Consider the following 15355-nt stretch of genomic DNA (forward strand, 5'->3'; position numbering starts at 1 on the left):
CCGAAGTCGCTTTTATTATTTGATAATGTCTAGGATTATTTGGTTCCGGCAGGACGTTGGCCTCCGCCCTCTTGTCTTTTCTTCATCATCTCTTTACGCTCTTCTTTCCAGGCAGTAAAAAGTTTCTTCTGACCCGCAGATAATAATGCTTCAATTTTACTTTCCGTAGCTTCATTACCTTTCACCATGAAAGCTCTCATTGCAACTCTATTGTCTCCAACTGAATCACGAAGCTTTTTCATTTTAGCATTCTGCTCTAAATAGATCGCAGTAACTTTAGCTTTTTGATCTGCAGTGAAAGTAAATTTCTCAGCAAGCATATCAACGCTTCTTTTTGCTCGCTCCTCTGGAGTACCCATTTGGCGACCACCACCTTGCTCTCGCTGAGCTTGTGCGAAAGTCGCTACACTAAATAGCAATCCGCAGATAATCAATAATTTTTTCATACTTCTTTAATTGTTTTGTATGGATTAGAGATAAAATCAAACAGTAAGTTTAATGGAAGTTTGTAACATGCCCGTTGCAAATACAAGCTATATCCCTGAGTCGGAAGCCATCGCATTTTCGTCAAACCAAGTTTGCTGAATACGCATCACTTTCTCAATAATATCTCGTACGGCAGTTTTACCACCATCAAAAGGAGAAATGTATGTCGAGACTGCTTTGACATCAGCCACGGCATCTGCGGGACAGGTGGGGATGCCTACCATGGCCATTATCTTAAGGTCAGGGATATCATCGCCCATATAGAGCACTTCCTTTGGGTTAAGATTATATTTCGCTAGTAACGTTTCATAAACCTTTACCTTATCAGAAACATTAAGAAATATCTCTTGTAAACTTAATGCCTCGAAACGCTTTTGCATAGCTGATCCATTCCCACCGGAGATGACACAAACCAAATATCCTCTTTTAACCGCAAGTTGTAGGGCATAACCATCTTTTATATTGAAGCTACGTAGATATTCGCCAGAATCAGAAGCAAGTATGCTACCATCTGTCAACACGCCATCAACGTCAAATATAAATGTGCTTACCCCCTTAAGCTCTTCCAGTAACATAATTTAATCTTGGTTATCTCTCCATTCGTAAACCCAAGCAGATTGGATTTGCTCCAGGTGGCCTTCTGTACTCTCTTCTCTGGTTCCCTTGAAATTAGGTAATTCCAAAACCCAGTTCAACAGCTCGGTAAACCTGACGCGGTAGATTTTGGCTTCGTTGAACTCGTCGCCAAACTTTTCATATAATTCCTGAGCGATGTCTTCATGATCAGCCCAATGTATCGGTAAAGCAAATTTATCTTGCATGTTCTTTTTATGTTATTGATTAAACTAGTGACCTAAGAATGCAGATTGGTCTGGAATAATGATCTCTATGTTACCATCGATTACCACACACTGACAGCCTAGCCTGGACGTAATTCGTGGACGAACAGCCCTATCGATAAAGTCTTCTTCTTTTTCTGATATTTCCTGGAGGTTATCCATTCCTTTCAATACATAGACATGGCAGGTACTGCAGCCGCAAACACCACCACAATTATGCTGAAGTTCTATATTATTATCCAAACAAACGTCTAAAACATCCTGACCACCGGCAATTGGAAGTTCAACTGACTCTTTTCCTTGTTCTTCAAAATTTATCTTTAATTTATAAACACTCATAATTATGTCGCAAAAATAAGCACCAAAAACCGCAATCCTTGCTATTGATGTGATTTTTTAATGCTGTCACTTAATATTTGATATATGTTTTGGAGTTCAGGCCTATCCTGAAGCATTTCTAAATGCGCATAAAGCGTCTTTTCATCACGACGTATGGCAGGTCCAGTTTGCACGTCGATGGGTGACAGATGTTGTACTTTTTCCGCTGTTTCCTTAATCAGTGGTCTCAATAAATTAAAGTCAAGTTCATTTTGTTTTAGCAAATCATTACTTAGTGTGTAAAGTTGGTTTACAAAATTACAGGCAAATGCAGCTGCAAGATGAAGTATCCGCCTTTTTGCAGAGTCTACGAAATAAACGGCGTTACTCAAGCTTTCTGCAAATCGTTCAAGAATAGCAAGACTCTCCGCATCTCCGGCCTCAATACAAAGTGGCACTTGTTTAAAATCCAGCATTTTACCCTTTGAGAATGTTTGAAGAGGGTATAAAACCCCACGCCGTTTTAAGTTCATAAGTACATCGAGATCTGCCGCTCCCGAAGTATGAACGACCAATGAATTGGTATTCGCAAGTCGAGAAACCATATTGGCGATGGCATCATCCTTTACAGAGATCACAATAAGATCCGCCTCCAAGCTGATTTCCGATAAGTTTTGAATGGGATTAGCTTCAACATTCGTTGCTAGTATTTCTGCATGTGCAAAAGTAGCGCTCCAAATTTGCAGTACTGTATGTCCACCGGCTTTGAAAGCCCTTGACATGTGTGTGGCAACGTTACCTGATCCTATAAAAACAACTTTCATTAAATCGACTTCACCTCTTTCTGTCTTCTAAAAATGGAGATCAGGAATCCGATAACCATCACAATTGTTCCGGCCCAATATAAATTGATAAACGGAAACTCAATAGATTTAAAAACTACCCAATCTTTAGCTTGCTGCGGCTTTTCATAAACTTGCAACTCCATTTTACCCTGATCAGGGATAATCTTCGTAAATCTAAATCTCAACCCTAATTCGTCAATATTCCTGGCGAAATCGAATACATTATTCCCTTTTACAAGAAAAATTGGTTCGGTTTTGTACACTTTGCCATTGACGACTACTTCCAGCGGCAAACCCACTGCAAGGTCGCCCTTAGCTAATACAAGGTTTCTTGCGACAGGCTTATTATTCAGGGCTTTCACCGTAATAATTCCGCTGCTGGTGTGGAGCGTATCTCCGACAGCCAACTGTACTATACGTGGCGCTTTATAATTTTCTTCTTCGGAATGTCCTTCATGGTCATTCTGTTCCTCTTCTTTCAAAGGAGCACTTGTTACATGGGTATAGATATCGTAGGTCAGATAATGTTTAGTATCCGGAGATGCGATAAGTCCCATTTTATCATTCGATTGAATATGAGGATTCAGGTCAAAATCTTCCTTTACAGATCCCTTTTCATCGTAAACTCTGAAGTTTAACTTATAGAAAGTATTCGGAGCAACTGTAGTATCGCTGACATAGGTGACTGTATAACGGCCCATCTTTTTAGGTTCATTCCTGTAGAGCACAATATTTTCACCCGGCTTCTCAGCTTTTTCAAAATCTTTAACCGGAATGAAGTTGGAAGCGTTTAAAGATATAGGCCTGTGAGTGGCTGCAGCAACTAATGCGCCTAACAACAACAAGGCAAAGCCGATGTGTGCAACCGCAGCACCTACCAATTTTTTCTTTCCACCAAACGCCAGCCCCAGTATCTTGGCGTTAGACATCACTGCGAACAAGCAGCTAAAGGTCAGTAAAATGAACATCAGGTTATGATAGACATTTGTCAGGTAAACAAAGCCCGCAGTAAAAACAGCAGAAAAAATTACTGATGCCAAAAGACCGCTATAAAATTTCTTAACATCCGTGCGTTTGTATTTCATGAACTGAGTAAAACCGGATATGATGGTCACTAGTATGGCAAAAGGGGCCTGCCACTGGTTATAATATTTAACTGCATCAATTGGTGGAGCGAAATTAGTACCAAAAGCTGCATTGAAGACCGGCACAGAGGTCACGAAAATAACCTGAATACAGGCAATTGTGATCACTAAAGAGCCAATGAACATCCAGAATTCTCGAGAATAAGTTTCCTCATCCTTGTTGGTGATTGGAAGTTCCTTCCAACGAACCGACATCAGGACAATCGGAATTGCCAGAAACACCACGTTATAGAGGATCAGGTGACCAAACATGCCTAGATCGGTAAAGGCATGCACTGAAGTTTCTCCAAGAATCCCGCTTCTTGTTAAAAACGATGCATAAAGCACCAAAATAAAACTCATAAAAATGAGTACAATTGCCGTAAAGTAAGCATGACCGGTATTTTTAAAAGCTATCATTACATGGATACCAGCAATTAAGGTAAGCCAAGGAATAATGGATGCATTCTCTACAGGATCCCAAGCCCAGAATCCACCAAAATTTAGCGCTTCATAGGCCCAGAAAGAGCCCATGATGATTCCAGTTCCCAATATCATAACAGCAAAAAGCGCCCAGGGCATTGCAGGCTTGATCCACTCTCTATATTTCCTCAACCAAAGTCCTGAAATCGCATATGCAAAAGGAACCACCATGCTTGCAAAGCCCAAAAAGAGTGTTGGAGGGTGTATAACCATCCAATAGTTCTGTAATAAAGGATTAAGCCCTCTACCATCGGTTATAAACTTTAAGTAGTTTTTAAAGTTTTCAGGATCAGCAAAAACTACCGGAGCCATGTCCTTCAAGTTAACTGCGTCTCTAAGCAATATAAAAGGCGAACTACCAATACGCTGCCCAAAAATCTCTACTCCTAATAACATTGAGGTTAGAAACACTTGAGAGAAAGAGATTACAGTCATCACTCCATTTTCCCATGTTCTTGATTTCCAGATTAGCAAGGCTCCAAGGAGAGATTGCCAAAAAGCCCATAACCAAAAGCTACCCTCCTGACCTTCCCAAAATGCAGAAACGATATAGTAAACAGGCAGCTCTTTTGAGGAGTGTGAGTAAACGTAATAGTATTCGTTGTAATGATTGAGAATTAAAAAGAACAAAGTGCTTCCTATTCCGACAATGGCTAACCAATTTAATAAAAAAGCCACTCTACCTAGACGAGTCCAGGATTGATTAGTAAGATCTTTACTTTTAGCCGCGAAAAAATAAGCTATTGTAGAAAGTAATGATGCTCCAAATGCAAGAACTATAAAGAATTGTCCGATTCTACCGGGAAGGAGGTTCTCTCCAATAAATTGAATATCCATTAAGATTAATTGTATTTTTCCACTTTGCCGTCCTGTTTAACCTCCACAAGGTCATTATTATATTTTGAAGGACATTTCATTAAAATCTTCGAAGCGTAAAACGTACCTGATTTCATTTCGCCAATCAATACTAATTTTTCAGAACGTTCAAAATCCTGAGGTTTAGTGCCGTTGTACACAACTTTATTAACGGCACCTTTCTCATCCTTCATAAAAAACGCAAAATGATTGGCATCTTTTTGCGCGTCATAGTAAATTCCCTTTTCCTTAGCCCAAAAACCCATAACGTGAAATTCTCTCGTATCTCGTGCAGCTTCAGAAAATGTAGAATAGCTACTAGTGTCTGCATTCAAACTTACAAGGAAGCAAACACATATTGCTATCGTAATCAAACCAATGATTGCACTTTTTCTCATGTTGGTATATGAATTTTAGATCATACAAAGATAAAAAGATATAAGTACCTATATCTTTTTAGGGAACTGCAATTACCTAGGATGGTTGTTTATTGATAGTTCTCTGACAATTAATCTTTATACTCAGGTTTAATCAGTTGCGGCATGGACTTTCTCAATTTTAATACCTTAGGCCTAGAAACATTTCTAATGTAAGGATCCCAACTGTTGCGTTTATAGTAATCCTGATGATGAGTTTCTGCAGGATAAAATACTTCGAAAGGAACGAGCTCTGTCGCCACTGGCTCACTAATCTTTCCATCAAGACCCGCAATAACATTTTGAAGGATTTGATACTCATTGTCTGATCTATAAAAAGCAATAGACCTATAATCAGAACCTAAATCTGGACCTTGTCCGTCTACTTGGCTAGCATCGTGAGAATGAAAGAAAGCCTCTGCAAGCTTCTCATAACTGATGGTCTTTGGATCATAATATACCTGCACGGACTCCGCATGACCAGTGGTCTTAGTTAACACATCCTCGTATGAAGGATTTTTAGTAGTACCGCCAGAATAACCACTGATCGCTTTATGAACGCCCTTCAACTCTACCATACATTCTTGCATTGCCCAGAAGCATCCACCCGCAAAAGTAGCCACAGATTCTCCTGCTGCCGCTGGAGTTACTATAGCATAACCATTTTTGCTATTTATTTTCTGACCCTCATTACAAGAAAACAGTCCCACAGTAACAAGGCAAATTATTATTGTTTTTAGGTTCATCATATTTATTTAACGTATATACGCTAAACTGACTTATAGAATTTTATCGGCTAAAATAAATAGCAGTTCGCTGACAAAAAAAACCGCAAAGCGAAAACTTTGCGATTCCAAATATCAAACAGACGTTTATGGCCAAACACCAAGATTCATGTACGAAACGGCGATTTTATCGATTGATCCCACAAAGGCTGCAGTTCTCAACGTAGTTACGCCTGGTTTAATAACAAGATTCTCCCTAATTTCATGATAAGAATGAATCATGGTATCTTCTAACCCGGAATTTACCAATTCCAGTTCAGATGCCCCTTTTACAATCATCAAACGGTTCTCAGCAGGAATAGTTTTTCCGGTTAAACCTTCCAAGGTATGGATTAAATTGGCATTGGAATTTTCTGCATAACGTTTCTCCATACGGCCAAAAGCAACGTGTGAAAGGTTTTTCAACCATTCGAAATAAGAAACAGTTACACCACCAGCGTTACAATACATATCTGGAATAATAATACCACCCATTGCCGTAAACAGTTCTTCAGCTTCAGGAGTAGTTGGCCCGTTAGCACCTTCTGCAATGATCTTTGCCTTAATATTTTTGATATTGTGTTCTGTAAGTTGATTCTCCAAAGCTGCAGGAACCAGGATATCACATGGTTGCTCTAAGCCTTCCATAGAATTCTTGAAATTCGTAGCTCCGGGAAATCCAAGAATTGAGCCGGTGTTATTACGATGAGCAAAAACCTCATCCACGTTTAAACCATTCGCGTTATAGATTGCACCCTCGTATTCGCAAAGACCAACTATGGTTGCTCCAAATTCAGTTAAATATTTCGCAGAATGGTAACCTACATTTCCCAAACCCTGAACAATTACTCTTTTATCACCAAGACCAGCCATTAAGCCTATCTTTTTCATGTCTTCCGCCACGTTCACACATTCCTTTACGGCATAAGCTACTCCCCGACCAGTTGCTTCTTTTCTGCCACGGATACCATGCAAAGCAATTGGTTTTCCTGTTACGCATCCTAACGCGTCAAGCTGACCAGGATTCATCGTCATATACGTATCTGCGATCCAGCTCATTTCCCGCTCACCTGACCCATAGTCAGGAGCAGGAACATCGATTCCAGGACCGATAAAATTCTTTTTTATCAATTCAGTTGTATAACGACGGGTAATCGTTTCCAATTCTGCTACGGTATAGTTTTTTGGATTGATACAAATACCACCTTTCGCACCACCGAATGGAACATTAACTATTGCACATTTATAAGTCATCAGTGCGGCCAAGGCCATCACTTCATCTTCATTTACCATATCGCTATAGCGGATACCACCCTTGGTAGGGCTCATATGATGAGAGTGTTCTACACGCCATGCGTCAATTACTTCGAAACCATTACCTCTGCGGATCGGAAATTGAAAACGATATACACTGTTACAAGCTTTTATTTGATTTAACAGACCTTCCGGATGGGAGGTAAACCGTGCTGCACTGTCAAAATTCTTGCACACATCTGCAAAAAAATTGCTGCCATTTGCTGTATTAGCCATGAGTTTTTTTTATGAATTGTAGTAAGTTAGTATTTACGCTGCAAAATTGCATTAAAAAAAATGATTATTACAAATGCAAACACCCTTAGTGTAAATGGCACACTACACACAAAAACAACAAAGAACGTTGTTTTTGTGATTTAAAACACTTTTTAGCTGAGTTATTTTTTTTCTAACTTTTTTAATCTCCTGTCTAGCGAGAACAGGTAACCGAGCAAACCCGCGAGAATAATTACAATGCAAACTACAACAACATAGATTTTGCCGTTGCTGCGCAATGTGTCTGCCATTTCAATTCTATTATCCTGTGCGAATACACTAACTGAATTGATCCATAGAAGGAAAGCAATTATAATTTTCTTCATGTTATGAATTGTCTTTTATTTCCAAGGAACGAATCCTGAAACGAATGGTGTAAATCCAATATCCAATAATCGACCATCCAAGGAATGCAGGGTATAAAACCGCACGCATCCTGCTGTCCAAATCGTAACTATTAAAACCCGGGTTGCCTCCATTACCAGGATGTAAAGAATCCTGAAGACGAGGAAGTACCAGTATTAATACCACCATCATCGGAAAGGCAAAAATATTATAAATGGCTGAAATCTTCGCCCGCTTTTGCTCTTCGTCAATAGAATTTCTTAACACCAGATACGCAAAATATAGAAGGATAGCGATCGCAGTAAAGTTTTGTTTTACATCAAAGCTCCAATATTGGCCCCAAGTGAATTTAGCCCATATCGATCCTGTTACCAATCCAAGCAAACTAAAAACAATCCCCACGTTAACACTTTCGACAGCCTTAAGATCGTCAGTCTGATTAGTACTGAGCAAATATTTTATACTATACCAGACTGAAATAGAAAACAAGGTTAGCATGCTGAACCACATCGGCACATGAAAATATAGATTCCTAATGGTCTCATTGAGAATAGCTAAACGGGGCACTCCCAAAAGCAAGCCTCCAATCGTAGTGTAAATCACTAAAACGGAACCCAGTATTTTCCACCAGCTCTTATACATCTTGCACGAATCTAATCACGACTGCAAAAGTAACAACTTACAGTTTAAATCCTAAAAACGAATTAATCTTTCCAGAGATATGGAAATAATATTAGCGAAGCAGTCACCGTCATAACATTGATCAAGAGTAAGATTCCGATCTCATCGAGGCTAACACTTCTATCCAAGCCATCGATTGCGTTTTTAGAGAGCTTGATAAGCACAATTAGAACCGGAATGATCAATGGAAAACTCAGCACCGCCATCAGCATACCTCCGTTTCCCGCCTTCGTTGCAATAGCCGAGACCATGGTGAAAATGGTTGAAAAGCTTAAACTACCTAGAATTACAGCGATATAAAACAATAGAAAATCTGGTGGGGAATAGCTAAAAACGACAATGTATACTCCCAATGCAATCGTACTCAGAATGACCATCATCAAGATATTGTAAATGGTTTTTGCTAAAATGATGGCAGCGGGACTCGCTATTATATAATTGTAGAGCTGTCTGCCTTTGCTTTCTTGTAAAAAGCTTTTTGAAACTCCGTTGATAGAAGCAAAAAGCATAATAATCCAGAACAGTGCATTCCATGTTATTTTGTTTTCCATGGTAACAAATGAAATGAAGCAAACAAAAATTGTCGAGACGACATATAGCAATATGCCATTTATAGCATACTTAGAGCGCCATTCCAATAGAATTTCTTTATATAATAAATGCTTAACTTCTTTTGCAAACTGCATAAGAAGCAAAGATATATTACATTTACTTTGTTTTTAAAGCTTTTAAAAAATGAATTCAAAATACTGCTCAACGCTAGAAACCCCTATTGGTATGTTGATGATCTTTGCGAATGAGCAATTTATTTCCGAAATAACTTTTACTGAGCGTGAAAGCGACGGTATATCAGCTAATGAGCTCACGAAATTAGCGGCAAGACAGCTCGATAAATATTTTGCCGGCACACTAAAAATATTTGATCTCCCTTTGAAGCAATCAGGAACCAACTTCCAGCAGGAAGTTTGGCAATCGTTGCTAAATATAGAATATGCAACCACGTTGTCCTATGCTAAGTTTTCTGAAGTGAAGCCTTTAGCGATACGGGCTATTGCCACTGCAAATGGGAAGAATAAGATCGCAATCGCAATTCCTTGTCACCGGGTGATTGGACGCAGTGGTAAACTTGTTGGCTACGCTGGAGGTCTATGGAGAAAGAAATGGTTGCTGCAGCATGAACGCGATGTTGCGCAAAAGGGCCAAACTGAATTTAAATTTTAGCTATGAATCCATACTTAGATATTGTCATTAGAAGTGGCGCAGTTTATATTTTTATGTTGGCAGCTATTAGGATTAGCGGAAAAAAGGAGCTATCGCAGCTCAATTCGGCAGATGTGGTACTTATCCTTTTAATCAGCAACGCAGTTCAGAATGCTATGGTCGGCCCCAACACTTCTCTATTGGGTGGTATAACCGCCGCAGGGGTACTTTTTTTATTAAATTACATTTTAAAAAAATTGCTATTTAAAAATAAAATTTTTAGAGATCTGATCAATGACAAACCCCAAATTCTGATTCACAACGGGAATTTGGATTTTGTTCTTTTAGGAAAGTTAGGAATAACGAACGACGAACTGCAGGAAGCACTGCGCGAACATGGACTGGATCGTTTTAAAGACGTGAAATTAGCTGTGCTTGAGGTGGATGGCAACATAAGTATCATCAGTAAAGATGACCATATGAAAAATATTCAAGTCAAGCACAAACGAAAACATAAGTCTCTCGGCGATATGAACTGATCTTAAATTACTTTGATTACCCTTGGCTTTCTGACCGTAAATAAAATAAACGCACCAGCAACGATCACGTACCAGCCCCATTTATACTTTACTAATCCGGCAGCAAGGTTCACTAGTTTTTTAAAATGGAGGAAGCTCAGGGATTCTTGTGATTTCAAATAAACACCAAGTAAAGTAATCAAAACCAGTACTACAGCACCGAAACCCGCAAATCTGATAACGCCTGCTTTGCTGGCAAAAGATCCAATTAGCCCGACTATAACCAACACGTAAAATGCAATCGCGAGACGCATATCCAGATCAAAATAGTTCCAATTGCCTACAATAGGGACATACACCAATGGACTAACACCACCCACTGCCATAAGCGCTGTACCAATAATTCCCTGTGCCCTCATTGTTTATCCTTGTGTGTTGATGCCCATTTTATCTGCGAAGTGCGCACAGTAATCTCGTAAATCTTCGACAATAAGTTTCTCGCCAGTAGCTTTTAAAAAGCTGTCACCCATAGTTTGCAGGGTTTCGTAGAAAAATCTCTTCATCTCATCAACCGGCATATCCTTTGTCCACAAGTCAATCCGTAAAGAATTCTTGTAATTGTGATCCCATAGTGCAAGCATCATCGACTTAACTGCAACCTGTTCTTTAATCTCTGAATCTGTAGACTCCCACAATAGGTTTTCGGGAACATTATTGTCATCTAACTGAACTGTAATTTTAATTTCTGCTGTTTTCATTTAGCGGATACTGGTTTTTATAATTAATATTAAAATGATGATGAAGCTGACAAGAACGCCCTCCACAACCCATAGCTTTTTCACACTTGGTATGAACTTTCTGAAGATCTGATCTGAAATAAAAGAGATGATTGCGGCAAGAACACTTAAACCGGTCATTAAATCGATAAGCGCATTCGGAGTTTCCTGTAAACTTTGTCTTTTGTTAACAAGCAACAAGATGGCTCCAGTTATACATATGGCTGAAACGACATTTAGCGGTGTTAGTTTTACCTTCAAGTTATAATGCTTAGTTCTTAAATTTCTTTTTCTTCCAGGAAGGTTGCTTATTGGTCTTATTACGAGCAGCGGCAGCTATTGCTGCAGCATGTTTCTTCTCGTGAAAAGCGCCTTTAAAGTCCGGATCTTCCCTGCGTTTCTGGTCATCGATTGTCCTGCTAATTGCTTGTTTTTCCTCAAAGGGTGTTTCTTCTATAAAAACTTCAGGTGGCAAAGGTACAATAGGGATTTGTTGTCTTATTAACTTTTCTATTTTCTGAATGTAATATTTTTCCGCGTCTGTGCACAACGTAAGAGCATCTCCTTTAGCGAAAGCCCTGCCCGTTCTCCCAATCCTATGTACATAATCTTCAATCACAATGGGTACATCAAAATTGATTACATGACTCACTTCAGACACGTCAATCCCTCTTGAGGCGACGTCTGTAGCAACCAGTACCCTGATATTTCCGTCCTTAAAATCATTTATCGAATTGATTCTGGTGTTTTGACCCTTATTCGCATGGATAACCCTAACCGCCTCCGGGCCGAACTTCCGCTCAATAAAAGAAAATATATTATCCGCTACAGTTTTTGTTTTGCAGAAAATAATCAATCGGGTGAACTCGTCAACATTCTTCAAAACGTGTGCAAGTAAATTGATCTTAGTTTTGAAATTGGGTACATGATACAAGCTCTGCGTTACCGAAGCTGCAGGCGTCGCTTGTTGTGCAACTTCAATAATAGTTGGATTCTTTAAAAAGTCTCCTGCAATCTTCTGAACAAGATCCGACATGGTTGCAGAGAATAAAAGATTTTGTCGTTTACGTGGAACAACCTCAAGAATTCTGTGGATCGAACCAATAAAACCCATATCCATCATCTTATCGGCCTCATCTAAAACCAGGAATTTCAGGTACTGCGTATTGATGTGGTTGGCTAAATAAATATCTAAGAACCTTCCGGGAGTGGCAACAATAATATCTACACCTGCTTTAATTTGTTCGATTTGAGTCTTTGGCCCCAAGCCACCATAAACCACAACTGTTCTCAAATCTGTGTATTTGGAAAATATCTTTACATGATCTGTTATTTGCATCGCAAGTTCTCTGGTAGGCGCTAAAATAAGAGCGCGAGGTGCATCGCCCTGGGCATATTTTAGCTGCATTAAAATAGGCAGAACATAGGCAGCAGTTTTGCCCGTACCCGTCTCCGCTATACCAAAAATATCTTGTCCTGACAGAACAGGTGCGATTGCCTTCTCCTGAATTGGGGTGGCGACTGTGAATCCTGCATCCGCTACAGCATTTAATATCTGACGATTGAGGTTAAACTCTTCAAATTCTTTGGGCATTTTGCAAAACTACTCAAAATTTATTTAGTGCCCTGAATCCCTGATTGTCGACTACTATAATCCTGAGCCCCTTAGTCTATTATACTAAATATTTTTTCTAAGTTTGAATGAACAAACGATCCAGGTAATAATGAAAACTATTCTTATAAAATCCGCTTTAATTGTAAATGAAGGACAAATTACGATCGGGGATGTGCTTATAAAAGATGGGTTTATCGCCAAAATCGCTTCATCAATCGATGTTGAAGCAGACCAAGAAATCAATGCTGAGGGCTTGCATCTCTTTCCAGGAATGATTGATGATCAGGTGCATTTCAGAGAGCCTGGATTGACGCATAAGGCAGATATATTTACTGAAAGCATGGCTGCCGTAGCTGGGGGAATTACTTCATTCATGGAGATGCCTAACACGGTACCAAACACGCTGAGCCAGGAACTGTTGGCAGACAAGTACCAAATCGCCTCAGAGATGTCGCTTGCCAACTACTCCTTTTTCATGGGAGCCTCAAACAATAACCTTGACGAGGTATTGAAAACTAACCCTCTAGAGGTTTGTGGAATCAAAGTTTTCATGGGTTCATCTACAGGAAATATGTTAGTAGATAATCAAGCTGTACTTGAAAACATATTTAAAGAAGCGCCTATATTGGTTGCCACCCATTGTGAAGATGAACAAACGATTCAGCGAAATCTTGCTACCTATAAAGAAAAGTATGGAGATGCCCTGACTCCATCCATGCATCCCTTGATAAGGAGCGCTGAAGCTTGTTATATTTCTTCTTCGATGGCTGTTCAATTGGCGAAAAAGCACAACACCAGATTGCACATTTTACACATCTCCACGGCAAAAGAAGTTGGTTTATTCGATAATACTTTACCTTTAAAAGAGAAGCGAATCACTGCTGAGGCATGCATACACCATCTTTGGTTTGATGACAGCAACTATGCTGAAAAAGGAAACTGGATAAAATGGAATCCAGCTATAAAGACGTCGGAAGACAAGGAAAGCATCTTATCGGGGATATTAAATGGCAACATTGATATCATTGCAACAGATCATGCTCCGCATACAATCGAAGAAAAAGAACAACCTTATATCTCAGCGCCATCAGGTGGACCATTAGTGCAGCATGCCACATCTGCTTTGATGGAGATGTATCATCAGGGTAAAATCACACTGGAAAAAATTGCTGAGAAAACGGCGCATAACGTAGCCATTTGTTTTGATATTGATAGACGTGGATTCATAAGAGAAGGCTATTGGGCAGACCTCTACCTTGTAAATTTAAATGACCCATACAAAGTAACGCGACAAAATGTGCTTTACAAGTGCGGATGGTCCCCATTTGAAGGTCAAACATTCAAATCTGAAGTTACGCATACTATTGTGTCCGGCAATCTGGCCTATATGAAAGGAAAGTTCATGACGAATGAAACAGGCAAAAGATTAGCTTTTAACAGGTAATGAATAGAGCTTATAGATCCAAAACAAAACATTTCACTATTCTTTTATCCTTAGCTTTAATAGTATTTCTGCTCGGTTTGAGCAGTACTGCGGTCGAGTATCTCTATTCTGATCGTCTCTACCTATTTACTTCAATAGTTCAACGGTTTGTTAGCTCAATAGTTCCCTTTCCCATTGGTGATCTAATGTATTTTTTGCTGGTACTATATATTTTGAAATCCCTTTTTATATTGAGCAAGAAAGTTTTCAAAAGAACCTTGAAAAAGACAGATCGGATTAATGCCCCACTTGGAGCACTTAATTTCTGCTTGTTGCTATATCTGATATTTAAAATATTGTGGGGCCTAAACTATTCCCGACCATCTATGGCTAAAAAGCTTGGAATCAGCAATGAGAAATATAACACAGCTCAGCTTGTTTCTTTGGGAAGATTCTTTGTAAAGAAGTTAAATAACCTTCAAGCTGTTAAAAAGACCAGGTTTGATATCACTCAGCTGGAGGATATCGCAGTAAAAGGGTACAGCAACATGGAGAAAAAAAACCGGATTTTTGATTATCACATTTCTTCTGTTAAGCCAGTAATGAATAGTTGGATAGTAACTAAAATAGGAATTGAAGGATATTACAATCCGCTGTCTGGCGAGGCAAATGTAAACATGTGGCTTCCGTCGGTTGCCCTACCCTTCGTGACTTGTCATGAAATTGCCCACCAGCTGGGTATTGGTCGCGAGGATGAGGCGAACTTAATAGGCTACCTGGTTTCCAGTAATAGTTCTGACCCTTATTTTCAATATTCTGCTAATTATGCAATGCTTAAAAATATTCTTTTTGAGATTAGGATCAAATCGTCTGAGGACTATGACAGGCTTTATGCGACCATCAATAAAGTAACAATACGTGACTTTGAATCGGATAGGGATTTCTGGAGAAAATACAACAACGACATGTTCGGTTACCTAGACGTAGCTTTCGACAGATTTTTAAAGCTAAATAATCAACAAAAAGGCACCGACAGCTATCAGGATATAGTACTTTGGCTTTACAATATCCATAAAAAAGATTTGTAAATTTGCCCGA

General features: G+C 39.3%; 20 protein-coding genes. 4 read left to right on the forward strand and 16 right to left on the reverse strand.

Annotated features, from left to right (window positions below; translation table 11 throughout):
* Positions 1-35 precede the first annotated feature (35 nt).
* The 12 genes from ACHFIZ_RS11945 to ACHFIZ_RS12000 all read right to left on the reverse strand — a co-directional run bounded on the left by ACHFIZ_RS11945 (position 36) and on the right by ACHFIZ_RS12000 (position 9411).
* The gene (locus ACHFIZ_RS11945) at positions 36-446 is read right to left on the reverse strand and encodes a hypothetical protein (protein WP_410886103.1); all 411 of its coding nucleotides are present in this window, start codon (positions 444-446) and stop codon (positions 36-38) included.
* A gap of 87 nt (positions 447-533) precedes the next feature.
* Complete coding sequence (locus ACHFIZ_RS11950; RefSeq protein ID WP_410886105.1) at positions 534-1061, reverse strand: KdsC family phosphatase; 528 nt, start codon at positions 1059-1061, stop codon at positions 534-536.
* A 3-nt stretch (positions 1062-1064) separates the two neighbouring features.
* A complete protein-coding gene (iscX, locus tag ACHFIZ_RS11955) occupies positions 1065-1307 on the reverse strand; it encodes a Fe-S cluster assembly protein IscX (RefSeq protein WP_410886107.1) in 243 nt (80 codons plus the stop codon).
* A gap of 24 nt (positions 1308-1331) precedes the next feature.
* Positions 1332-1664: a 2Fe-2S iron-sulfur cluster-binding protein gene (locus tag ACHFIZ_RS11960; protein ID WP_410886109.1), complete on the reverse strand. Its 333-nt coding sequence runs from the start codon at positions 1662-1664 to the stop codon at positions 1332-1334.
* Between the two features lie 41 nt (positions 1665-1705).
* On the reverse strand, positions 1706-2467 hold the full coding sequence (locus ACHFIZ_RS11965; RefSeq protein WP_410886111.1) for a Rossmann-like and DUF2520 domain-containing protein: 762 nt from the start codon (positions 2465-2467) through the stop codon (positions 1706-1708).
* A complete protein-coding gene (locus tag ACHFIZ_RS11970) occupies positions 2467-4932 on the reverse strand; it encodes a heme lyase CcmF/NrfE family subunit (RefSeq protein ID WP_410886113.1) in 2466 nt (821 codons plus the stop codon). Before ACHFIZ_RS11970 ends, ACHFIZ_RS11965 begins: the two co-directional genes overlap by 1 nt.
* A gap of 5 nt (positions 4933-4937) precedes the next feature.
* The gene (locus ACHFIZ_RS11975; protein WP_410886115.1) at positions 4938-5348 is read right to left on the reverse strand and encodes a cytochrome c maturation protein CcmE; all 411 of its coding nucleotides are present in this window, start codon (positions 5346-5348) and stop codon (positions 4938-4940) included.
* A 110-nt stretch (positions 5349-5458) separates the two neighbouring features.
* Entirely contained in the window at positions 5459-6115 is a 657-nt protein-coding gene (gene msrA, locus ACHFIZ_RS11980) for a peptide-methionine (S)-S-oxide reductase MsrA (RefSeq protein WP_410886117.1), read from the reverse strand.
* Positions 6116-6238: 123 nt separating this feature from the next.
* Positions 6239-7660, reverse strand: coding sequence for a Glu/Leu/Phe/Val family dehydrogenase (locus ACHFIZ_RS11985; RefSeq protein ID WP_410886119.1), 1422 nt, complete (start codon positions 7658-7660; stop codon positions 6239-6241).
* 161 nt (positions 7661-7821) lie between these two features.
* A complete protein-coding gene (locus tag ACHFIZ_RS11990) occupies positions 7822-8025 on the reverse strand; it encodes a CcmD family protein (protein ID WP_410886121.1) in 204 nt (67 codons plus the stop codon).
* Position 8026: 1 nt separating this feature from the next.
* Positions 8027-8686, reverse strand: a complete 660-nt coding sequence (ccsA, locus tag ACHFIZ_RS11995) for a cytochrome c biogenesis protein CcsA (RefSeq protein WP_410886123.1) — start codon at positions 8684-8686, stop codon at positions 8027-8029.
* Between the two features lie 62 nt (positions 8687-8748).
* Positions 8749-9411, reverse strand: coding sequence for a heme exporter protein CcmB (locus ACHFIZ_RS12000; protein ID WP_410886125.1), 663 nt, complete (start codon positions 9409-9411; stop codon positions 8749-8751).
* A 49-nt stretch (positions 9412-9460) separates the two neighbouring features.
* Between ACHFIZ_RS12000 and ACHFIZ_RS12005 the strand changes: the two genes are divergently transcribed.
* Together ACHFIZ_RS12005 and ACHFIZ_RS12010 are read left to right on the forward strand one after the other, a co-directional pair.
* On the forward strand, positions 9461-9946 hold the full coding sequence (locus ACHFIZ_RS12005) for a methylated-DNA--[protein]-cysteine S-methyltransferase (RefSeq protein WP_410886127.1): 486 nt from the start codon (positions 9461-9463) through the stop codon (positions 9944-9946).
* A 2-nt stretch (positions 9947-9948) separates the two neighbouring features.
* Positions 9949-10464, forward strand: coding sequence for a DUF421 domain-containing protein (locus ACHFIZ_RS12010; protein ID WP_410886129.1), 516 nt, complete (start codon positions 9949-9951; stop codon positions 10462-10464).
* 2 nt (positions 10465-10466) lie between these two features.
* Here ACHFIZ_RS12010 and ACHFIZ_RS12015 read toward each other — a convergent pair whose 3' ends face one another.
* The 4 genes from ACHFIZ_RS12015 to ACHFIZ_RS12030 are packed head-to-tail and all read right to left on the reverse strand — an operon-like array spanning position 10467 to position 12813.
* Positions 10467-10862 carry a hypothetical protein gene (locus ACHFIZ_RS12015; RefSeq protein ID WP_410886131.1) on the reverse strand — a complete coding sequence of 132 codons (396 nt, stop codon included), beginning with the start codon at positions 10860-10862 and terminating at the stop codon, positions 10467-10469.
* Positions 10863-10865: 3 nt separating this feature from the next.
* A complete protein-coding gene (gldC, locus tag ACHFIZ_RS12020; RefSeq protein ID WP_410886132.1) occupies positions 10866-11201 on the reverse strand; it encodes a gliding motility protein GldC in 336 nt (111 codons plus the stop codon).
* A complete protein-coding gene (locus ACHFIZ_RS12025) occupies positions 11202-11480 on the reverse strand; it encodes a hypothetical protein (protein WP_410886134.1) in 279 nt (92 codons plus the stop codon).
* A 10-nt stretch (positions 11481-11490) separates the two neighbouring features.
* The gene (locus ACHFIZ_RS12030; RefSeq protein WP_410886136.1) at positions 11491-12813 is read right to left on the reverse strand and encodes a DEAD/DEAH box helicase; all 1323 of its coding nucleotides are present in this window, start codon (positions 12811-12813) and stop codon (positions 11491-11493) included.
* 130 nt (positions 12814-12943) lie between these two features.
* Here ACHFIZ_RS12030 and ACHFIZ_RS12035 point away from each other — a divergent pair, with 130 nt between their 5' ends.
* Together ACHFIZ_RS12035 and ACHFIZ_RS12040 are read left to right on the forward strand one after the other, a co-directional pair.
* Positions 12944-14278, forward strand: a complete 1335-nt coding sequence (locus ACHFIZ_RS12035) for a dihydroorotase (RefSeq protein WP_410886138.1) — start codon at positions 12944-12946, stop codon at positions 14276-14278.
* Positions 14278-15345, forward strand: coding sequence for a DUF3810 domain-containing protein (locus ACHFIZ_RS12040; protein ID WP_410886140.1), 1068 nt, complete (start codon positions 14278-14280; stop codon positions 15343-15345). The genes ACHFIZ_RS12035 and ACHFIZ_RS12040 overlap by 1 nt, the downstream gene beginning before the upstream one ends.
* Positions 15346-15355 lie beyond the last annotated feature (10 nt).

This window comes from Pedobacter sp. JCM 36344 (assembly GCF_046546555.1).
Lineage (GTDB): Bacteria > Bacteroidota > Bacteroidia > Sphingobacteriales > Sphingobacteriaceae > Pedobacter.